The following is a 20,767-nucleotide window of genomic DNA, read 5'->3' as shown; positions in this document are numbered from 1 at the left end:
TTGACAGAAGAACAAAAGCGGAACAATATCGGGGTGGGGGAACGGCGCGCCGCGCTGGCCGGCGGCCCCGTCGCGGTGGGACCGCATGAGCCAGCGCCCTGAAAATCCTTGGTTCTGGTATCGGCGGAGGCCTGCCGTGGTGCGCGTGTTCATGTCCTATTCCCACGTCGACGAAGCCCTGCGCGACCGGTTGGAAGTGCATTTGGCGCCCCTGAAGCGCCAGGGCGTGGCCCTCTGGCACGACCGGCGCCTGCTGGCCGGCGACGCGCTGGAGGACGGCATCGGCACGGCCCTGGCGGAGGCCGACGTGGTGCTGCTGCTGGTCAGTCCGGATTTCCTGGCCTCCCCCGCCTGCCATGATGGGGAGATGCAGCACGCGGTAGACCGCCACCGGACGGGGCGCGCGCGGGTGATTCCCGTTATCCTGCGGGCCTGCGACTGGCTGTCCACGCCGCTGCGCCACCTGCTGGCGGTGCCGCGCGACGGCCGGCCGGTCACGCTGTGGCCCGACCAGGACCAGGCCCTGCACGAGGTGGCCGTAGCCATCCGCCGTGCGGTGCTGGAGCGTACACCGCTGGCCAGCTGACCCACCGCCCCCTGGGGCCTTACTTCCTGGGGGAGACGCCGCCGGTCAATACAACGGGCGTCCAGCCCCGGGCACGGCCGTTGTCGCGCAGACGCACGGCCGGCACACCATCGCCGGCGCGATCTAAATCGACAATTTCTCGCAATCTGCGAGCCAAAATAGGATCGCCGGCGGCGTCCAGTTCATCGGCCGCACGCTCCAGTTTGCGGCGGATTTCCTCGGCATCGTAGTAGGTGATGTCTTCCATCGTGGCACCTATGACTTCATACACATGCCGTTAACGCAAAGTCCGTGCCGCTTCCCACCTAACCCTTGGGGTGCGGCATCAAGCGACTGTCGCACTATGCATCCGGACGTGGTAGGCAGGGCCATTCGCCAACGCGTCCAAGATCTTGGCCCGAGGAAATCACCCGCGATGTCCCCCGTCCTGGTCACCGGCAGCGCCGGGTTCATCGGCAACCACGTGGCGCTGGCCCTGTTGCAACGGGGCGTGGCGGTGGTGGGGCTGGACAACCTGACCCCCTATTACGACGTGACCCTGAAGGACGCGCGGCTGGCCCGCCTGCGCCCCTTCCCCGGCTTCACCGAGGCGCGTGTCGATCTGGCGGATCGGGCCGCCGTGGCGGACCTGTTCCACACCCACCGCTTCGGCCGGGTGGTGCACCTGGCGGCCCAGGCCGGCGTGCGATATAGCCTGGAACATCCGGCCGCCTACGTGGACAGCAACCTGGTGGGTTTCGCCAATGTGCTGGAGGGGTGCCGGGCGGCCGCCTGCGCCCATCTGGTCTACGCCTCCACCAGCTCGGTCTATGGCGCCAGCACCGCCATGCCCTTCAGCCCGCATGGGGGGGCCGACCACCCCATGACGCTCTACGCCGCCACCAAGCGCGCCAATGAGCTGATGGCCCATTCCTACAGCCACCTGTTCCGCATTCCCGTAACCGGCCTGCGGCTGTTCACCGTCTACGGCCCCTGGGGCCGCCCGGACATGGCGCTGTACAAGTTTGCGCAGGCCATCGTCGAGGGGCAGCCCATCGAGGTTTACGGCGAAGGGCGCATGCGGCGCGACTTCACCTACATCGACGACGTGGTGTCGGCCATCCTGGCCCTGCTGGATCGCCCGCCGACCATCGACGCGGCCTGGACCGGCGCCCGGCCCGATCCCGCCAGCAGCGGCGTCGCCCCCTATCGGCTGTACAACGTCGGCAGCGACCGCCCGGTGGAGTTGATGCGCTATGTCCGCCTGCTGGAGGAAAAGCTGGGCATGACAGCGGACATCCGCCTGTTGCCCATCCAGCCCGGCGACGTGCCCGCCACCTGGGCGGACATCGACGACCTGGCCCGCGACATCGGCTATGCCCCCGCCACGCCGGTGGAAGAGGGCGTGGCGCGGTTCGTGGAATGGTTCCGCGCCTACCGGGCCAGCGGGAAACCGGCCTGAACCGTCAGGCGACCTCGACCGGGTTCAGCACCATGGACGTGCGCTCGGCCACGTCGTTGATCCTGGACAGATAGTTCTGGAAGTGGGCCGTCGCGCGGTGGGCGGCGATGGCGTCGTTGTCCACGTACAGCTCATCCAGCACGAAGCGGTTGGGGTCGGCCTGGTCCTGCCAAATGTCCCAGCGCAGGTTGCCCGGCTCGGCCCGAGAGGGCGCCACCATGCCGGCCAACAGGGCCTTCAGCTCGTCCAGCTTGCCCGGCCGGGCGATGAGGATGGCAGTGATCTTCACGGTGTGGGTCATGGGGCTCTGTTCCTTTCGAGGGAGAGGCGGTGGGACCGGGAAGGCCCCGCCGCAGGGTCGTCTTTATGCCGCAACGGCGCGGTCCAGAGCCTGGACCAAGGCGGCCGCGAGCGGGTGGTCGGATCCGGGGTTCTGACCGGTGATGAGTTCACGGTCGACGATCACATGGGGCTGGAAGTTCACCGGGGTGGTGATGACCTCGCCACCCGCCGTCTGCAGCGCGTCGGCCACGTTGAAGTACAGCTTGGCGTGCAGGACGTTATCCTCGACCACCTTCTCCTCGGTGTTGGAGAAGACGGTCATCTTGTACCCGGCATACTGCCAGCCTTCAGCCCATTTCTTGGCAAGGTCGGCATCACCGGCGATCAGGGCGGCGCGGAACTCGCGGGCATGGACCAGGGCGGCGGTCACGGCGATGGGGCCATGGCACAGCAGGGCAGTGGGTTTGGCCTGCCCATGGAAGTGGCGCAGGATGGCCCCCAGGTCGGCATCCTGCATCAGGTCGACCCCGGGCGCCTGGCCGCCGGGCACGAACACGCCGGCGTAACCGTCCAGCCCTTCCGCCACCACGGCACGCAAGGTGCGCACCTGGTTCATCGCGGGATCGTTGGCGTAGAAGGTCCGGGCGCGCTGGTAGGCGACCTCATCACCGCCGAAATGCTTCGCGCTGTCCGAATTCGGGTCGATGGTCGGCTTGGTGCCGTCAGGCGTGGCCAGGACCACCTCGTAGCCGGCCTCGATCAGGGCTAGGACCGGCACGACGGTCTCATTCAGATACTGGCCGGTGGCGCCCCAGCCACCGCCCTGGATTTCGATCCGCGTGGCGTTGGAGCCAACCACAAGCACGGTGCCTTTGCTCATTTCATCCTCCGTTGGACTGGGTCCGTTTGATCAGGGTCGCGTCGTTCGCGATGGCCCAACCATGCGCCGGCGGGACATATTTCAGAACTTTATTTCTGTTATTTTAGATATTCATATGACATTATAACTGATGCGCTACGATCTGAACCTGCTGCCAGTCTTCGTGACATTGATGGAGGAGCGGAACGTGACCCGGGCCGCGGCGCGGCTGGGCATCACGCAGCCGGCGCTGTCCAACGCGCTGGCGCGCCTGCGCCTGGTCCTGCGCGATCCGCTGTTCGTGCGTGAACGCTATGGCATCCAGCCCACGCCAGTGGCCCTGGACCTGGCCCCGGTGATCGCGGAGGCGCTGGCCAGGATCGATGACGCCATCCTGGGCCAGCAGGAATTCGACCCGGCGCAGGCGGATCGCCTGCTGACCATCGCCCCCAACAGCTATGTCGAGTTCGCGCTGATGCCGGCGGTCGTCGCGCGGCTGCGGGATGTGGCGCCGGGCATCAAACTGCGCCTGGTCCCCTATGGCAACGACCTGGCCGACACGGGTGTCATTTCCGGCACCACGGCCATGGCGCTGGGGCGGCTGGTCGATCCGCCGGACAATCTGATCGTGCAGCACCTGATGGATGAGGGCTTGGCCTGCGTGGTGCGGGCCAGCCACCCCGACGTGGGTGACACCCTGACCCGCGACCAGTATGAGCGCATGAAGCACGTGAATGTGCTGCCACCGGGCCGCATGCGCGCCGGCCTGTTCCAGGCCCTGCAGCAGAGGGGTGTGAAACGCGAGGTGGCGGTATCCGTGACCCATTTCCTGGCGGTGCCGGAGATGATCGCCGTCACGGACTATTGCGCCACGCTGCCCAGCCTGATCTGCCGCCGCCTGGCCCATGACCCGCGCCTGCGCATCCTGCCGGCGCCGGTGGACCTGGGCACCTTTCCCGTCGATATGGCCTGGCATGTGCGCTACCGCCACGACCCGGCCCACCGCTGGCTGCGGTCACTGATGACCGACGTGGCGCGGGAGCTTCAGTCGGCCTCGGCCACCGTGGCCTTCCAGGACAGGTAGGACAGCACGGTCCATAGGCGGCCGGCGTGGTCATGGCGGCCCGACAGGTGCTGCCGCCACAGGGTGGCCGCCACCGGCGCCTGGATCAGGTTGTCCTGGGGCGCGGTGTCCAGCAAGGTGGCCGCCCAGTCGCGCAAGGGGCCGCGCAGCCAGACACCAAGGGGCGCGCCGAAGCCGGTCTTGGGCGCGGTGACGGCACCCGGCGGAATACGGTCGGCCAGCAGCCGGCGCAGCATCCATTTGCCCCGCCCATCGCGCAGGCGCTGGTGCAGCGGCAGGCGCAGGCCCCATTCCACCACGCGCGGGTCCAGCAGGGGCGCCCGCGCCTCCAGGCCGGCGGCCATGCTGGCGCGGTCCACCTTGACCAGCACGCCATCGGGCAGATAGCGGGCAAGGTCGCGCAGCTGCAGGCGCAGCGTCGGGTCGGCGCCCCCCGAGGGCGTAATGGGCGGCAAGGTCACGGGCGCGGACGGTTCGAACGCCAAGCCCGGGCGCAGGATGGCATCGGCCTTCATGCCCAGCATGGCGATATACGCCTGATCCTCGTCCGCCGCCGCCACGGCGCCCAGGAATTTGCCCACCTTGTCGGCCGGCTGGCGCAGGTGCGGCCTCAGCAGACGGGCGGCGCCATCAATCCAGGCGTCGGGCACGGCGGCGTCCAGGCGGGCCAGGCCGTGGCGCAGCCAAGCCGGCCGCCGCCGCCACCGGCCGACGGATCCCGCCCACAGGTGCCGGGAATAGCCGCCGAAGGCCTCATCCCCGCCATCGCCGGACAGGGCCACCGTCACGTGGCGGCGCGCCAGACGGCACAGCAGGGCCGTGGGAATGGCGGAGATGTCGGCGAAAGGCTCGTCATACATGCCGGCCAGGTGGGGCACCAGGTCCACCGCGTCGGCGGCCCCGACGCGCAAGGTGGTGTGGTCGGTGCCCAGGGCCTTGGCCGTTGCCTCGGCCGCGGCGGACTCGTCGAACTCCGCCTCCCCAAACCCAATGGTGAAGCTGCGGATGGGGGTGGCGCTCTGCCCCTGCATCAGGGCCGCCACCAGGGCGCTGTCGATGCCGCCGGAGAGGAAGACGCCCAGCGGCACGTCCGACACCATGCGCCGGCGCACCGCGTCGGTCAGCAGGTCGCCGGTCAGGCGCAGGATCTCGAGATCCTCCAGCGTCAAAGGGGCCGCCAGGGCGCGGCGGGCGGCGTCCGCAACCGACCAATAGGCCCGCGTCTCGGCACTGCCGTCGGCCGACACCGTCATGCAGGTGCCCGGCGGCAGTTGGCGGATACCGGTGAAGGCCGTGCGCGGCGCCGGGATGAAGCCGTGGCGGAAATAATCGGCCAGCGCCGCCTCGTCCGGCACGGCGTGATAGCCCAGCTCCGCCCTGACGGCCTTGAGCTCGGACGCGAACAGCAGCACGCCGTTGCTGAGCGACCAGTAGAGCGGCTTTTCCCCCAGCCGGTCGCGCACCAGCATCAGCCGGCGCTCCTCCGCCAGCCAGATGGCCAGGCCGAACATGCCGTTGCAGGCGGCCAGCGCGCGGGCGGCACCCCAGCGCGCGATGGCCTCCACCAGCACCTCGGTATCGGACTGGCCGCGGAAGGCCACCCCCTCCCCCACCAGCTGCTGGCGCAGGTCCTGGTAATTGTAGATCTCGCCATTGAAGGCGACGGTGACCCGGCCGTCGGCCGAGGTCATGGGCTGATGGCCCAGGGGGGAGAGGTCGATGATGGCCAGGCGGCGGTTGGCCAGCGCCACGCCGGCGGCGTCATCCTGCCAGACGCCCCGGTCATCGGGCCCGCGATGGGCCAGTCGGTCGATCATCACGCCCGCCTGGCGCGCCAGCCGGGTGCCGTCCGCCCCCCCGAATACCCAAAGCCCCGCGATGCCGCACATGGTTCCGCCCTGTGATTCCAGGATTCCCCGTAACGGGGATATCCAGGAATACAGGGCGTTACCGGTCAGCCGCCAGCGAATTGCGCCAGCCGCCACTTTGCGTTGGGCAGCGCCCTTAGGCCGCGCGCAGCGAGGCGATGGCCTTCGACACGCTGGCGCTCAGCGCCGACGTCTCCGTCCCCAGGATTTGCGAAGAGGACAGGACCTCGTCGCTGGAGCGGTGGGTGCTGTCGGCGATGGCCTGCAGGCCGGCCACGTTCTCCGCCACCACGGCCGTGCCCTGGGACGCCATCTGGACGTTGCGGGCGATCTCGCGGGTCGCGGCCTCCTGCTGTTCCACGGCGGCGGCGATGGCGGAGGAGATGGTAGTGATCTCGTTCACCGTCTGCTGAATGGCGGCGATGGCCTGGACGGCCTCGCGTGTCGCTCCCTGCATGCTGGTGATCTGGCCGCCGATCTCCTCGGTGGCTTTCGCGGTCTGGGTCGCCAGGCTCTTGACCTCGCTGGCCACAACGGCGAAGCCCTTGCCGGCCTCACCGGCCCGCGCCGCCTCGATGGTGGCGTTCAGCGCCAGCAGGTTGGTCTGGCTGGCGATCTCGCTGATCAGGCGCACGACGGAGCCGATGCGATCGCCCTGGTTCTGCAGCCGTTCCATCTGCTGGGTGCTTTCCTCCACCCGGACGCGGGCGTTGGTGGCCATGGTGGCTGCACGGGTGACCTGGCCGCTGATTTCCCCGAAGGACACGGACAGTTCCTCCGCCGCGCTGGCCACGGCCTGCACGTTGCTGTTGGCCTCGGTCACGGCGCGGTCGACCACGGTGGTGCGTTCCTGCCCCACCTGGGCCTGGTCGCTGAGGCCCCGGGCGTTGCCGGCCAGTTGCTGCACGGCGGCGTTCAGGCGTTCCACCAGGCTGTGGACGGAGCTTTCCAGGCTGTCGGCGATGCGCAACGAGGCCTGGCGCTTCTCACCCTCCGCCCGCTTCTCCGCCTCGGCCTGTTCCCGGGTCAGGCGATCGCGGTCGGCCAGGTTGGCCCGGAAGACGGCCAGCGCGCCGACGATGGCGCCCAGCTCGTCCTTGCGGGCCAGCGCCTCGATGTTCACGGCGGTGTTGCCGGCGGCCAGGGCCTCGGTGGCGCTGGAAATGCGGTCGATGGACCCCTTCAGCATGCGCACGATGACGAAGGTGATGGCGGCCACGCCCAGCACCACGATCAGCACGATGATGGTGGACAGGGTCTGGGTGGCGGTGGCGCTGGCGTCCATGTCCTTGATGGCGGTGGCGGCGGTGGTCCGCTCATGCGCAGCGGCGGCGCTGAGGCGGTCCTGCACGCCCTGCAGGCTGGCGCGCAGCGGTTCCAGGAAGGACACGGCGGACTGGGCGTCGATGCCCAGCATGTCCTTCACGAAACCCACCGGCTGGCCCAGCTTGTCGATGTCCTGGCCCACGGTGACCAGCTCGGCCTTGGTCTTGCCGTCGGGCAGGCGGTCCTTGGCGCGTTCCACCGCCTCCTTCGCCTTGCCCATGCGCTGGACCACGCCGTCCAGCATGGCAACGGAGGTCTTGGCGTCACCACCGGCGGTGGCGGCCGCCAGGGCGTAATAGAGATCCTTGGCGGCGCCGTTCAGCTCGCTGGATGCGCTCAGTAATTCGGCGGTGGCCTCGAAGCGGACCTCGCCCACATCCTTGGCGGTAGTGGTGATGCCGCCCACCACCTGGTGGGAAGCGATGGCCATCGCCACCAGGGCCACCAGCCCGATCGCGGGGGCCGCGAACAGCTTCAACGCCATGGGAAGATCATCGAACCGCATCACCTTCATCCTTTCACCAATCTTGGCCACCAGTCCTGAGCCGGCTTACGCCCGTCTTCTTGAATTCCTGTGGGCCGGGCACCCCCAAGGCGTCGGCGGGATGGACGGCCCAACCCAGCCGCCCACCCCACCCCTCGGGAGCCCGCCCGGGGTCCTTACTTCTCGGTGACCATCATCTTGAAGTTCGGGTCGAACTCGACACCGGCGGCGCTTGCCGCCGCCTTGCTGACGTAGATGGTGACCTTGGGCGTGGTCTCGACGGCGATGACGCAGCCGCCGGCATCGACGCAGGCGATGTCGTTGCCCACGGTGACGGTGCCCTTGGCCAAGGCCTTCTTGCCCTCGGCGGCGGAGGACACGAACACGGCGTAGGCGCCCGGGGCGGCGTCACCGGCGGCAACGGCGGCACCCGGCAGGGCCGCCTGCACCGCCGCCACCGGGGCGGCGCCGGCGGTCACCACCACCTTGGCACCGGCAGGGGCCTTGGTGGTCAGGAAGCCCAGGGCCTTGGCGGCGATGGTCACCTGCTTGGCGTCCATCTCCGCCGCACCGGCCAGGCCGGACACCGACAGGGCGGCGGCCAGCACGGCGGTCTTCAGGATCATGCTGTTCATTACTCTTTCCCCCTTAGAACTTGTACGTGGCCGTTCCCCAGACACGCCGTTCCGCCTGGGGCGTCACGGCCAACTGGGTGTGGTCCTGCAGCAGGTTGCTGCCCGCCAGCGTCAGGGAGAAATCGTCGCTGACCTTGTAGGAGACGGCGGCCTGGGCGGTCAGGCCCTGGCTGACGGTATAAAGGCCGGGGCCCTTGGCCGTCTGGTAATAGGCGGCGTAGTCGGACTTCCAATACAGGAACAGGTCCGTGGTCCATCGGCCGAAGTCATAACCGACATTGCCCTTCACTGTGTTCTTGGGCGTTGAGCGCTGATAATTCACCGGCACTGTCCCCGGCTTGAAGGTGAAGCTGTCGATGGGGTTCAGCCACGTCCACGACGCCGACCAACGCATGCCGCCGAGCTTGCCGTGCAGTTCGGCCTCGGTGCCCCATTCCTTGCTGTTGCCGAAATTCTCGCCCAACAAGATGGTGGGGTAGCCATTGATGAAATGGATGGAGCTGAAAGCGATGGACTTGTAGTCCTCGGTCTTTTGATACAGGGCGGAAACCTTGGCGGCGCCGTTAATGGCGGAAATGGCTCGCTGGTAACCCAGTTCGTAATTCGTCACCACGGTCGGGTTGACATAAGGATTGCCCGTAACCTGGACCGAGCCGGGTGCCTGCTTGCTGACAGTGTTGTTGCCCAGTTCAATCAGGGTAGGTGACTGGATGCCCCGGCCGGCCGTGGCCGTGATGGTATCGTCAGCCGACGGATGCCAAACGACACCGGCGTTGTAGGAGAAGGTGTCGAAGGCACGGTTGTTATAGTCGGCGGTGGTGAAGGGCACCGGTGCGAACCCGCTGCGGTTCAGCCAGGTGTGGTCCCAGCGGCCGGCCAACGTCAGGCTGAGGGTGTCGGACGCCTGCCAATTGTACATGTTGGACAGGGCAAAGTCCTGATAGCCGGTTGTGGCGCCCTTGCCCGGGGAGCTGTCGATGCTGTTGTCGCGGTATTCCAGGCCGACGCGGGTGGTCAGCGTAGGCGTCAGCTTCACCAGGTCCTGCACCTGCACCACGGTGGTGTCGGTATCGGATGCCACGGAGGTGATGGCGCCGTTATTCAACAGGTTCAGATGGTAGTCCAAGTGGTTGCTGTAGGCGGTGGCATCGACAAGGCCCCAGTCTGTATTGGCCTTCACCGTGCCCTTGAAGGAGCGGGTCTGGTACTGGCCCTGCGTGGGGCCTTGCAGCGCGGTCATGCCGAATTCGTCGGCACGGCTCCAGGTGCCTTCGAAGCCGGCCTGCACATCGGGGGTGATCTGGGCCAAGCTGTCCATGGAGGCGGCGCGGCGCATGGAGCCGTTGCCGCGCAGGCCCTGGACCAACTTGTCGGACGCGGTGCCGTACTCATCCATGTTCCAGCCGCCGGCGGAGAAGCGCACGCCGACCTTGTCGCCCAGCTTTACGCTCTTGACCGCGTCAAACTCCTTCTGGCCCTGGCTGCCGACGGTCACCTGGGCTGCGCCAACATCGTCGTACAGGGGGTTATAGGTGATGATGTTGACCACGCCGGAGACGGCGTTGAAGCCGAACAGGGCGGCCTGCGGGCCCTTCACCACCTCGATCTGGCGGATTTCGGGCAGTTGCACCGGGATGGCGGACCAGATGGTTACACCGTAATGGTCCAGGTAGACTTGGCGGCCGTTCACCAGCACCAGCAGGCGCGGGTTGTTGCCCTGGTTGTAGCCATCCACGCCCACGTCGGCGCCGGAGACACCCCAGGACAGCACATCCACGCCGGCCACCCGGTTCAGGATGTCGGGAATGGTGCGCGCGCCGGAGTGGGCGATCTCGTCCGCGGTGATGATGGTCATGGGGGCCGGCGCCTCGCTGGCGCGCTGCGGCTGGCCGGTGGCCGAGGTCGTCACCGCCTCGCCGAACAGGTCTTCCAGCGACCCGTAGTTCATGGACTGGGCCTGCGCACTGGACGCGATAGCGACACCCAACAGCGTCAGCACCAGCCGGGACGGCGAACGCGCCAATTTGGACTTCAAACGCATGGTGTTTTTCATTCTTTAACCCCAACTCACCCGAGACAAGACGACGACGGATTGTTTCGGGTTAACTGGTTCACATAACAACCTGAGCAATATATTCTTTTGGATACTCCAAAGGGTATTTTTTATAAAATGTTTTGTCGTTAACTGTACATTTACCATGATTACTTAATCAATTCCCTCTACATCCTTAATACATAAAATTTATCTGATCCATTATTCGGTAGTCGCTACTTGGGTATGTCGCCGATGGTTGGATTGGTGCCATGCGACTGCGACACTATCGGCGGGCCCGTCTTCCTGCGAAAAAGACATGTGGCGGCAAGGCCTTGGCAGGGGCACCGCCAAATGGCGCGCTCCCCTGGCCCGAAGGTTCCGGCATGCCAAGCGACACACCCACCACCGCCGCCCCGGCGGCATCCGCGACCCAGATTGGTAAAGACCTGCCCTATCTTGAGGTCGGCACCGCGGCCTATCGCCGGGTGACGGCCATCCTGTTCGTGGCGGGATTTTCCACCTTCGCCACGCTCTATTGCGTGCAGCCGCTGCTGCCGGACTTCGTGCGCGCCTATAGCATCAGCCCGCCGGGGGCCAGCCTGTCGTTGTCCGTCACCACGGCGGCGCTGGCCGTGGCCCTGCTGGTGGCCGGCGCCATTTCCGACCGCTCAGGGCGCAAGGGCATCATGGTGGCCTCATTGGCCCTGTCCGGCGGCCTGGGCCTGGCCAGCGCGCTGGCGCCCGGCTGGCCCCTGTTCCTGGTGCTGCGGGCCCTGGCCGGGCTGGCGCTGGGCGGGCTGCCCGCCGTCGCCATGGCCTATGTGGCGGAAGAGGTGAACCCGAAATCCGCCGGCCTCACCATGGGACTGTACATCGGCGGCACCGCCATGGGCGGCATGGCGGGCCGCATCCTGACCGTGCTGATCACCGACGTTTCCAACTGGCGGGTGGCGGTGGGCATGGTGGGCGGGGTGGGCATCCTGGCCGCCCTCACCGTGGCCACGGCCCTGCCACCGTCACGCCATTTCCGCCAGCGCGAGGGTGGCCTGTGGAGCGGCCTGACCGCCGCCTGGCGCCTGCACCTGTCGGACGGCGGACTGGTCGCCCTGTTCGCCACCGGCTTCCTGGCTATGGGCGCCTTCGTCACCGTGTTCAACTATGTCGGCTTCCGCCTGCAGGCGCCGCCCCTGAGCGTTCCCCCCGCCACGGTGGCCGTGCTGTTCCTGGTCTATGTCTTCGGCATCATCAGCTCGCCCCTGTTCGGCGGGCTGTCCAGCCGGTTCGGCCCCGGCCGGGTGCTGGTGGCGTCGTCCGTGTTGATGCTGGCGGGCCTGGGCATCATGGACATCGCGCGGCTGGACACGCTGGCGCTGGGCCTGGGCCTGTTCACCTTCGCCTTCTTTGGCGTGCATTCGGTGGCATCCGGCTGGATCGGCCTGCGCGCCCGGCAGCACCGGGGCCAGGCCTCCGCCCTCTACCTGTTCGCTTATTACATGGGCTCCACCCTTGCCGGGACGGCCGGCGGCTTCTTCTGGCACGGCTGGGAATGGACCGGGATCACCCTGTTCGTGGGCGGCCTGCTGGGGTTGCTGATCCTGAACGCCCTGGGCCTTGCGTCCCGGCGCACCCAATAGAACAATCTATTTATGTTATATGCGGAATATAACACATTGACTTGAGTTTATTTAGGCGGTCATACTGCGCATCACGCGGTAATTCTCGTGAGGATGTCATGGCCGCCAGCCCCGCCCACCCCCCGCCCGACGATGGCGGTTTCTTCGTGCCGGATGACGTGCCCCCGGCCCTGGCCGACCTGCTGCGGGAGATCGGACCGCCCCGGTATCGCGATATCCCCTTGGACGCCTTGCGTTCCGGCTATGTGGAAAGCCGCCGCCCCCTGGCGCCGGAGCCGCCGGCCCTGGCCTCGGTCATGGACCAGATCATCGGCGGGCCGGGCGGCCCCCTGCGGGTGCGCATCTATCGCGCCAATTTCGGCTGGCGGCCGGTTCCGGCGCTGTTGTTCCTGCACGGCGGCGGCTGGACCATCGGCAATCTGGAAAGCCATGACATCCTGTGCCGCCAGTTGGCGGCGGCCTCCGGCCACACGGTGGTGGCGGTGGACTACCGCCTGGCGCCGGAACATCCCTATCCCGCCGCCCTGGACGACGCCTGGGCCGCCCTGACCTGGCTGGCTGCCAGCGCGGAGCGCCTGGCCATCGACCCGCTGGCCATCGGCGTGGCCGGCGACAGCGCCGGTGGCAACCTGGCTGCCGTGCTGGCGCTGAAGGCACGGGACGAGGGCGGGCCGCACCTGAAGACCCAGGTGCTGATCTATCCCTGCACCGATCTCAACGCCGACCGTCCGTCCCACCACCGCCGCGCCAACGGCTATCTCATGAGCCGGGAGCAGTACCTGTGGTACGTGGACAACTACGCGAACGGCGCCGATCGCAATGACTGGCGCCTGTCGCCCCTTCTGGCCGGCAGCTTGGCCAGCCTGCCACCCGCTGTCATCCTGACCGCCGGCCTGGACGTGCTGCAGGATGAGGGGCGGCAGTATGCCGCCCGCCTGGCCGGCAGCGGGGTGCCCGTGCTGCACACCGTCTATCCCGACATGGTGCACGGCTTCATCACCCTGGGCGGCCGCCTGCCCCAGGCGCAAAAGGCGGTGAACGACATCGCCAAGGGCCTGGCATCCTTCGACATTTACAATTTCATCGACGGCGCCGGGATTTGATACGCTGCCCCCGACTGAAAGGGGGATGAGGAACCATGGCGACCAAGGGAACACCGGCGGTGCGCGCGGTGGAGGCGGCGGGTGTCCCCTACCGCCTGCTGGAATACGACTACGACCCCAACGCCGCCGCCATTGGCCTGGCCGCGGCGGAGGCGCTGGGCCTGGATCCCGCCCTGGTCTACAAAACCCTGGTCTGCCAGCTGGAGGGCGGGCCGGGGGGCTTGGCGTGCGCCATCATCCCGGCCGGAGCGCGCCTGGACTTAAAGGCACTGGCAGCGGCGGCCAAGGCCAAGAAGTCGGACCTGGCGCCCCAGGCGGTGGCGGAGCGCAGCAGCGGCTATGTCGTGGGCGGCATCAGCCCCCTGGGCCAGCGGCGCACGCTGCCCACCTTTCTGGACCGGTCGGCCGAAACGCTCTCGGAGATCATCGTCAACGGCGGGCGCCGGGGCCTGCAACTGGCGCTGGCCCCGGCCGACTTGGTCAAGGCTGCCGATGCGCGGTGGGCCGACATCACGGCCTGATCCCCACCTTACACCACCCCAACCTTACGCCCCGTTGCCAAAACCGGCGCCCAGCCGGAACATGGTCCCATCCGAACGGCGCCCGCATTAAGAGGCGCCGCCGGTCGGGAGGAAGCATGTCGCATGTCCGCAGCGCCGTCCGGGCCTGGCGCCTGGCCACGGTCGCGTTCGTGGTCCTGGTTTGTGCCCAGGCTTGGAATCGGCGTGCCATGGCCGGCGCGGTGGAGAACGAGGCCAGCGCCCCGCGGCTTTCCATCATCTACCCCCGATACGTGGAATCCGGCGACGACCCCCGTGCCGACTATCCGCTGGGCCTGCTGCGCCTGGCGCTGGATGAGATGGGCGTCCGCTACACCCTGCAATCCAGCGACACCCTGATGGAACGCACCCGGGCCGTGGCGGCGCTGAAGACGGGTGCCGTCATCAACCTTGCCTGGGTGGGCAGCAACGCGGAACTGGAGCGCGAGCTGCGTCCCATCCGTATCCCCCTCTACCGGGGCCTGCTGGGCTATCGCCTGTTCATCATCCGCCGGCAGGACCAGCCCCGTTTCACCGCCGTGCAGAGCCTGGACGACCTGCGCCAGCTGACGGCGGGCCAGGGCCTGGGCTGGACCGACGTGGACATCTTCCAGGCAGCCGGGCTGCCGGTCGAGACCTTCCGCTATGACCTGCTGTTCCGCCTCATGCAGCAGGGACGCCTGGACTATTTCCCCCGCAGCGCCAGTGAAATCTATGCCGAGCTAGCGGCGCATGCCGCCGACTGCCCGGATTTGGCGGTGGAGGACAGCCTGCTGCTGGTCTATCGGCTGCCGCTGTATTTCTTCACCAACAAGAAGGACGAGGCCCTGGCCGCGACCATCGAGGAGGGGCTGCGCCGCGCCTACGATGATGGCTCCTTCCTGAAATACTTCAACGGGCACCCTGCCATCCGGAAGCTGCTGGCCGAGGCGCACCTGGACACCCGCCGGCGCATCGACATTCCCAACCCGGTCCAGTCGCCGGAGACGGCCGCCCTGCCGGACAAATACTGGTTCGACCGGTAGAGCACGCGCCTTTAGGTTGCCGCCAGCGCCGCCGCCAGGCGGTCCAGCGCGCCGACGTCCGCTGCCAGGCCCAGGCGCAGCCAGGCCTGGCAGCCAGCGTGTTCCGGAAAGGGCCGCGTCCACAGGCCGGCCTGGGCCAGGTGCCGCCAAAGGGCGGCGGCGTCACCGGCATCCACCAGCCGATACAGCGCCGTGCCGCCGATAACGCGCAGGCCCCCGGCCCGCAGCACATTGTCCAGCGCCTCCGCCGCAGCGCTCAGCCGGCGCCGCATGGTGGCCTGCCAGCCCAGGTCGGCCAGTGCCGCCGCGCCCACCGCCAGCGCGGGGCCGCTGACGGCCCAGGACCCCAGCGCCAGGCGCACCGCGTCCAGCAGCGCCGGCGGCGCCAGGACGAAACCCAGGCGCACACCGCCCAGGCCGAAGAACTTGCCGAAGGATCGCAGGATGACCAGCCCCGGCGCACCCGCGTGCGGGCACAGGCTGCGCGTGGGGTCCAGGTCGGCGTAGGCCTCGTCCACCACCAGCCAGCCGCCGCGCGCAGCCAGACGGGCGGCCCGATCCAGCAGGTCACCCACCTCCCAGGCGCGACCATCGGGGTTGTTGGGGTTGCACAGCACCACCACGTCGGCGGCGTCTACCGCGTCCTCAGGTGCCGTCACGGTACGCACGGCATGGCCGGCGGCGGCCCACGCACGGGCGTGGTCGCCATAGGTGGGGCCGACGATGGCCACCTCCCCGGCGGCGCGCAGACGCGGCAGGGTTTGGATCAGCAGCTCCGATCCCGGTGCCGCCACCAGGCTGTCCGGCCCCGGCGCGCCATAAGCCAAGGCCGCCGCCGCCAGCAGCGCCCGCAGGTCACCGCGCGTGGGCAAGCCCGTCCAGGCGACGGGCGGGATGGGGGGCAAGGGATAGGGCCAGGGATTGATACCGGTGCTGAGATCGACCCAGGGGCCGGGTGCATCGGGGAACAGGGACACCGCCTGGGTCAGGTCGCCGCCATGACGGATCTGGATTTCGGGCGTCATCATGCTAAACCCCAGACATCATGAGCGTCTTCCCCACCCTTTACCCCGTCCTGCCCTGGCTGGCCCTGGCCGCCTTGGCGCTGGAGGCCCTGCTGGGCTATCCCGACGCCCTGTATGCCCGCATCCGCCATCCGGTGGTGTGGATCGGTGCCCTGATCAGCGGGCTGGACCACGCCTGGAACCAGGCCGAACGGCCGGTGGCCTGGCGCAAGGCGGCCGGCATCCTGGCCGAGCTGGTGCTGGTGGGGGTGGCGCTGGCCGTCGGCGTCCTGCTGCAATCCTTGCTGGCGCGCCTGGGTGGCCTTTGGGGAACCGTGGCGATGGGCTTGGTGGCCAGCAGCCTGCTGGCCCAGCGCAGCCTGCACCGCTTCGTCGCCGCCGTGCCGCGCGCGTTGCGCCAGCGCGGGCTGGAGGGCGGGCGGGAGGCGGTATCGCACATCGTCGGCCGCAACCCCGCCAGCCTGGATGAGGCCGGCGTGGCCCGCGCCGCCATCGAAAGCCTGGCGGAGAACTTTTCCGACGGGGTGGTGGCGCCGGCCTTCTGGCTGGCGGTGGGTGGCCTGCCGGGAGTGCTGGCGTACAAGGCCATCAACACCGCCGACAGCATGGTGGGCCATCGCACCCCCCGGCATGAGGCCTATGGCTGGGCGGCCGCCCGGCTGGACGACGTGGTGAACCTGCCGGCCTCGCGCCTGACGGCCCTGCTGCTGGTGCTGGCGGCCTGGACGCGCGGCCCCGCCGGGGCCAAGGCGGCGTTGGTTGCCGTCCGCCGTGACGCCGGCCATCACCGCAGCCCCAACGCCGGCTGGCCGGAGGCCGCCATGGCGGGCGCCCTGGGCCTGCGCCTGGCCGGTCCCCGCACCTATGGCGATGTGCGGGTGGACGACCACTGGATGGGCGACGGCCGGGCCGAGGCCACCGCCGCCGACATCGAGGCCGGCCTCAGCCTTTACCGCCGCAGCCTGGCCCTGCTGTGGGGCTTGGCGCTGATCGCCGCCTGGATAAGCTAGGACGGAAATGCGGGGAAGCCAAACCCGCGGATGCGGCCGCCCGGCATTTGAGGGCAAAAAAGCCATCCCCCTCATCTCTGAAACAGCACGTCGGACAGTGGATGCCGCTGTTCCCAGTGGGCGCGTTCCAGTTCGGGCACGTCGTCCGGCTCGGCGGGGTAGCCGATGCAAAGATAGCCCACCAGGCGCCACTCGGCCGGCACCGCCAGCAGGCCGTTCATCACCTCTGGCCGCAGGATGGAAACCCAGCCGAGGCCGATCCCCTCCGCCCGCGCTGCCAGCCACAGCGTCTGGATGGCCGCGACGGCGGAATAGGCCAGGGTCTCGGGCATGGTGCGGCGGCCCAGGCCGGCGCCTTGCGTCGGGTCGGGATCGACGAACACCGCCAGGTGGCAGGGCGCCTCGCGCAGGCCCGCCAGCTTCAGGCGGGCGTACAGGCGGGCGCGATCCTGCGCCTGGGCGGCCAGCGCCTCGGCGTTGCAGCGCTCGAATTCCATCCGCACGGCGTCGCGGCGGGCGGGATCGTCCACCCGGACGAAGCGCCAGGGCTGGCTGAGGCCCACGGACGGCGCCAGGCAGGCCAGGTCGAGCAGCCGTTCCAGCAATCCATCGGGCAGCGGATCGGTGCGGAAACGCCGCACGTCGCGCCGCCAGACCAGTAGGTCACGGAAGTGGGCCCGGAAGTCTGCGTCGAAGTCGGGGCACGGCCTGTCGGGAGCGGTCATCGGCTGATGGCCCATAGTGCGTCGAGATCCAGGTGGCGTTCGGCGGCCTCGGCCAACTCATCGAGCGCCGCCTCCACCGTGCCGTCATAACTATCGAGGCCGGGCGCCACGTTCCATCGCCGCAGCCATGCCGCCCGCTGGGCGTCATGGCCGAACAGGCCGTGGACATAAGTGCCGGCGATGCGGCCATCAAGGCTGACCGCCCCCTCCGCCACCGCCTCGCCACCCTCCGCCTCCAGATACAGCAGCGGCCGGGCGCGGTCCGGCCCCTGGGTCACACCCAGGTGCATTTCATACCCCGTGAGGGCCGACCCGCTGGCGGCGTCGTGGCCCGTCACCGCGCGCAGGGTCTTGGCCGGGGCCAGCACGGTTTCCACGTCCAGGTAGCCCAGGCCGGCGGCGATGCCGGGCGGCCCCTCGATGCCGTCGGGGTCGGCAACCGTCCGGCCCAGCATCTGATAGCCGCCGCACAGGCCCAGCACCCAGCCCCCCCGACGCACATGGCCCGCCAGGTCGATGTCCCACCCCTGCGCGCGGAAGAAGGCCAGGTCGGCCAGGGTGGCCTTGGACCCCGGCAGGATGACGCCGTGGGCGTCGCCCGGCAGGGGCCGGCCGGGGGGCACCATCACCACCGTAACGCCCGGCTCCAGCCGCAGGGGGTCGAGGTCGTCGAAATTGGCGATGCGCGACAGCATGGGCACGGCGACGCGCAAGGCTCCACCGGAGGCGCGTTTCGCCCAGTGGGCCAAGTCCATGCCGTCCTCGGCCGGCAGGCGGGCTGCCGCCGGCTGGTGCGGCATGACGCCGAAGCAGGGCCAGCTGGTGCGGGCCTCGATCTCCGTCACGCCCTTTTCGAACAAGCGGACGTCACCGCGGAACTTGTTGATCAGGAAGCCGCGGATCTGGGCGCGATCCTCCACGTCCAGCACGCGATGGGTGCCCACCAGGCTGGCGATGACCCCACCCCGGTCGATGTCGCCGGCCAATACCACCGGTACACCGGCCGCGCGGGCGAAGCCCATGTTGGCAATGTCCCCGGCGCGCAGGTTGGTTTCCGCCGGGCTGCCCGCCCCTTCCACCACCACCAGGTCGCACTCCCCCCGCAGGCGGTGGAAGCTTTCCAGCACGGCCGGCAGCAGTTCCCCCTTGCGGCGCTGGTAGGCCGAGGCCTGAGCATTGCCCAGCACGCGGCCGCGCAGCACCAGTTGCGCGCCCAGGTCCGTCTGCGGCTTCAGCAGCACCGGGTTCATGTCCACCGAGGGCGCGACACCGCAGGCGCGGGCCTGCAGCGCCTGGGCGCGGCCGATCTCCCCCCCGTCCGGTGTCACGGCGGCGTTGTTGGACATGTTCTGCGGCTTGAACGGGCGCACCCGCAGGCCGCGCCGGGTATAGGCCCGGGCCAGGGCCGCCACCAGCAGCGACTTGCCCACGTCCGAACCGGTGCCCTGGATCATCAGGGCGCGGGCGCCCCCGGCGGTGCGGTCGGCCATCAGAAGTCGATCCCGCGCTGCGCCTTGATGCCGGCCTGGAAAGGATGTTTCACCGCCTGAAACTCCGTCACCAGGTCGGCAGCCTCGATGATCTCGGGCTTGGCGTTGCGGCCGGTGACCAGGACATGGGTGTCGGGCAGGCGGGCGTTCAGCCCGGCCAGAACATCGGCCACATCCAGGTAGCCGTAGCGCAGCACGATGTTGATCTCATCCAGCACCACCAGGTGGTACTGCGGGTCGGCCAGCATGCGGCGGCCCAGTTCCCACGCGCGGACGGCGGCGGCGATGTCCCGCTCCTTGTCCTGGGTATCCCAGGTGAAGCCCTCGCCCATCACATGGTGGTCGATCAGGTCGGAAAAGCGCGTCAGCGCCGTCTGCTCGCCCGTCGCCCAGTTGCCCTTCACGAACTGGATGAAACCCACGCGCAGGCCATACCCGGCGGTACGCAGCATCATGCCCAGCGCCGCCGTGGTCTTGCCCTTGCCGGGGCCCGTGTGGACCATCAGCAGGCCCTTCTCCCGGGTGGCCTGGGCGACACGGGCGTCCTGCACGGCCTTGCGCTTCTGCATCTTCTCGCGATGGCGGGCGCCTTCGTCATCCGGGGACTCAAGATCGGCCATGGCTACCTCCTTCCGCTCTTATTTCACTTTCAGGGGTAGGCCCGCCACCGTCAGGAACACCTGCGACGCCGTGGCCGCCAGGCGCTGGTGCAGCCGGCCGGCGTGGTCGCGGAAGGCGCGGGCCAGCGCGTTCTCCGGCACGATGCCCATGCCTACCTCATTCCCCACCAGGACGGTGGCGCCCGTACGGGCGGCCAGCGCCCCCTCCAGCGTGGCGACGGCGGCGACCACGTCGCGGTCGGCCAGCATGACGTTGGTCAGCCATAGCGTCAGGCAATCGACCAGGACCGGCCCGTCGCCGGGGGCGGCCAGCGCGCCGGCAAGGTCCAGCGGCGCCTCCACCGTCGTCCAGCCGGGCACGCGGTCGGCCTGGTGGCGGCCGATGCGGTCGCGCATCTCGTCGTCCCAGGCCTGGGCGGTGGCGATATAGGTCCAGGGCCCGGGCAGGGCGGTCACCAGCCCCTCGGCGAAGCGGCTTTTGCCGGAGCGGGCCCCGCCCAGGACCAGAGTGACGCCAGGGACGGCCGTGTGCTCATGCGTCATCAGTCAGTTCCATCCCACCGGCCTCATGCACCCGTGGTATCAGAGGCCAAGACCAGCCGGAAGGAGGGGATTACCTGTCGACGAGACCGAGCGGCCACGGGGCCCCTGGGACCCGCCGCGCCGCTGACCGGTTCCGCCGGGACACCCCGCCCCCGCGACCATGCGAATGCCACCGGCGGCAGGTCTCCTGGCTCACGGGTCACGGCGCCGGCCCAGCCTTCCCAGGTTCCGTTGGGAACCCAGTGGCCATTCCCCGTGCGGCGGGGTGGGCGGCGCTCGCCGTTCACAGTTGCGGGGGCAGCCATGGAGTCGGATGCCGCGCATCCCCACCACGTTCCCTTTTCATCCACAGGCGGACCTGCGGAACCGTCGGCGATGGCAGCCTTACGGCAATCGCCCGTGCCGGGCAAGGGCGGCGTCGCGACATTTTATCTTAAATATGCAACGGCCAAG

20 protein-coding genes and 1 riboswitch are annotated in these 20,767 nt (G+C 68.9%); of the genes, 8 read left to right on the top strand and 12 right to left on the bottom strand.

The genetic code is table 11. From position 1 onward, the window contains the following. Positions 1-136 precede the first annotated feature (136 nt). A complete protein-coding gene (locus P5F91_RS00310; RefSeq protein WP_186454921.1) occupies positions 137-586 on the top strand; it encodes a toll/interleukin-1 receptor domain-containing protein in 450 nt (149 codons plus the stop codon). A 19-nt stretch (positions 587-605) separates the two neighbouring features. Here the strand turns inward: P5F91_RS00310 and P5F91_RS00305 are convergent, their stop codons facing one another. Further along, entirely contained in the window at positions 606-833 is a 228-nt protein-coding gene (locus P5F91_RS00305; RefSeq protein WP_145612865.1) for a hypothetical protein, read from the bottom strand. Between the two features lie 168 nt (positions 834-1,001). Here P5F91_RS00305 and P5F91_RS00300 point away from each other — a divergent pair, with 168 nt between their 5' ends. Beyond that, positions 1,002-2,027 carry an NAD-dependent epimerase gene (locus tag P5F91_RS00300; RefSeq protein WP_145612866.1) on the top strand — a complete coding sequence of 342 codons (1,026 nt, stop codon included), beginning with the start codon at positions 1,002-1,004 and terminating at the stop codon, positions 2,025-2,027. A gap of 4 nt (positions 2,028-2,031) precedes the next feature. Here P5F91_RS00300 and P5F91_RS00295 read toward each other — a convergent pair whose 3' ends face one another. Both P5F91_RS00295 and P5F91_RS00290 read right to left on the bottom strand, forming a co-directional pair. Beyond that, positions 2,032-2,328 (bottom strand): putative quinol monooxygenase, encoded by a 297-nt coding sequence (locus tag P5F91_RS00295; protein ID WP_145612867.1) that lies wholly within the window; start codon positions 2,326-2,328, stop codon positions 2,032-2,034. A gap of 63 nt (positions 2,329-2,391) precedes the next feature. Further along, positions 2,392-3,189, bottom strand: coding sequence for a type 1 glutamine amidotransferase domain-containing protein (locus tag P5F91_RS00290; protein ID WP_277906081.1), 798 nt, complete (start codon positions 3,187-3,189; stop codon positions 2,392-2,394). Between the two features lie 130 nt (positions 3,190-3,319). Here P5F91_RS00290 and P5F91_RS00285 point away from each other — a divergent pair, with 130 nt between their 5' ends. After that, on the top strand, positions 3,320-4,252 hold the full coding sequence (locus tag P5F91_RS00285) for a LysR family transcriptional regulator (RefSeq protein ID WP_145612869.1): 933 nt from the start codon (positions 3,320-3,322) through the stop codon (positions 4,250-4,252). On the opposite strand, the gene asnB is transcribed toward P5F91_RS00285, so the two are convergent. The 4 genes from asnB to P5F91_RS00265 form a co-directional block, all read right to left on the bottom strand. Continuing rightward, a complete protein-coding gene (gene asnB / locus P5F91_RS00280; RefSeq protein WP_277906080.1) occupies positions 4,213-6,141 on the bottom strand; it encodes an asparagine synthase (glutamine-hydrolyzing) in 1,929 nt (642 codons plus the stop codon). The genes P5F91_RS00285 and asnB overlap by 40 nt on opposite strands. 115 nt (positions 6,142-6,256) lie before the next feature. Then, positions 6,257-7,951, bottom strand: coding sequence for a methyl-accepting chemotaxis protein (locus P5F91_RS00275; protein ID WP_277906079.1), 1,695 nt, complete (start codon positions 7,949-7,951; stop codon positions 6,257-6,259). 155 nt (positions 7,952-8,106) lie between these two features. Further along, positions 8,107-8,565, bottom strand: a complete 459-nt coding sequence (locus P5F91_RS00270) for a hypothetical protein (RefSeq protein WP_277906078.1) — start codon at positions 8,563-8,565, stop codon at positions 8,107-8,109. A gap of 13 nt (positions 8,566-8,578) precedes the next feature. Next, complete coding sequence (locus P5F91_RS00265) at positions 8,579-10,606, bottom strand: TonB-dependent receptor plug domain-containing protein (RefSeq protein ID WP_246134538.1); 2,028 nt, start codon at positions 10,604-10,606, stop codon at positions 8,579-8,581. Positions 10,607-10,983: 377 nt separating this feature from the next. On the opposite strand from P5F91_RS00265, the gene P5F91_RS00260 reads away from it, so the two are divergent. The 4 genes from P5F91_RS00260 (at position 10,984) to P5F91_RS00245 (ending at position 14,901) form a co-directional block, all read left to right on the top strand. Next, positions 10,984-12,234: an MFS transporter gene (locus P5F91_RS00260; protein ID WP_277906077.1), complete on the top strand. Its 1,251-nt coding sequence runs from the start codon at positions 10,984-10,986 to the stop codon at positions 12,232-12,234. 98 nt (positions 12,235-12,332) lie between these two features. Continuing rightward, on the top strand, positions 12,333-13,337 hold the full coding sequence (locus P5F91_RS00255; protein ID WP_277906076.1) for an alpha/beta hydrolase: 1,005 nt from the start codon (positions 12,333-12,335) through the stop codon (positions 13,335-13,337). A gap of 35 nt (positions 13,338-13,372) precedes the next feature. Continuing rightward, positions 13,373-13,858: a Cys-tRNA(Pro) deacylase gene (gene ybaK, locus P5F91_RS00250; RefSeq protein WP_277906074.1), complete on the top strand. Its 486-nt coding sequence runs from the start codon at positions 13,373-13,375 to the stop codon at positions 13,856-13,858. A 116-nt stretch (positions 13,859-13,974) separates the two neighbouring features. Next, complete coding sequence (locus tag P5F91_RS00245; RefSeq protein ID WP_277906072.1) at positions 13,975-14,901, top strand: substrate-binding periplasmic protein; 927 nt, start codon at positions 13,975-13,977, stop codon at positions 14,899-14,901. 11 nt (positions 14,902-14,912) lie between these two features. Here P5F91_RS00245 and cobD read toward each other — a convergent pair whose 3' ends face one another. Then, on the bottom strand, positions 14,913-15,929 hold the full coding sequence (cobD, locus tag P5F91_RS00240) for a threonine-phosphate decarboxylase CobD (RefSeq protein ID WP_277906071.1): 1,017 nt from the start codon (positions 15,927-15,929) through the stop codon (positions 14,913-14,915). A 17-nt stretch (positions 15,930-15,946) separates the two neighbouring features. On the opposite strand from cobD, the gene cbiB reads away from it, so the two are divergent. Further along, positions 15,947-16,936, top strand: coding sequence for an adenosylcobinamide-phosphate synthase CbiB (gene cbiB / locus P5F91_RS00235; RefSeq protein ID WP_277906070.1), 990 nt, complete (start codon positions 15,947-15,949; stop codon positions 16,934-16,936). Between the two features lie 71 nt (positions 16,937-17,007). Here the strand turns inward: cbiB and bluB are convergent, their stop codons facing one another. From bluB to cobU, 4 genes are read right to left on the bottom strand one after another with little or no spacing between them, the layout of a single operon-like run. Next, positions 17,008-17,661 carry a 5,6-dimethylbenzimidazole synthase gene (gene bluB / locus P5F91_RS00230; RefSeq protein ID WP_145612879.1) on the bottom strand — a complete coding sequence of 218 codons (654 nt, stop codon included), beginning with the start codon at positions 17,659-17,661 and terminating at the stop codon, positions 17,008-17,010. Further along, positions 17,658-19,151, bottom strand: a complete 1,494-nt coding sequence (locus tag P5F91_RS00225; RefSeq protein WP_145612880.1) for a cobyric acid synthase — start codon at positions 19,149-19,151, stop codon at positions 17,658-17,660. The genes bluB and P5F91_RS00225 overlap by 4 nt, the downstream gene beginning before the upstream one ends. Further along, positions 19,151-19,771, bottom strand: a complete 621-nt coding sequence (cobO, locus tag P5F91_RS00220; RefSeq protein WP_145612881.1) for a cob(I)yrinic acid a,c-diamide adenosyltransferase — start codon at positions 19,769-19,771, stop codon at positions 19,151-19,153. Before cobO ends, P5F91_RS00225 begins: the two co-directional genes overlap by 1 nt. A gap of 18 nt (positions 19,772-19,789) precedes the next feature. Then, positions 19,790-20,314: a bifunctional adenosylcobinamide kinase/adenosylcobinamide-phosphate guanylyltransferase gene (cobU, locus tag P5F91_RS00215; protein WP_145612882.1), complete on the bottom strand. Its 525-nt coding sequence runs from the start codon at positions 20,312-20,314 to the stop codon at positions 19,790-19,792. A 160-nt stretch (positions 20,315-20,474) separates the two neighbouring features. After that, positions 20,475-20,700, bottom strand: a riboswitch (cobalamin riboswitch). Between the last annotated feature and the right edge of the window lie 67 nt (positions 20,701-20,767).

Origin of the sequence: Nitrospirillum amazonense, from assembly GCF_029594735.1 — a bacterium.
GTDB lineage: Bacteria > Pseudomonadota > Alphaproteobacteria > Azospirillales > Azospirillaceae > Nitrospirillum > Nitrospirillum amazonense.
Note: the sequence above shows the minus strand (reverse complement) of the source record. Positions and strands in the feature narration are given on the sequence as shown.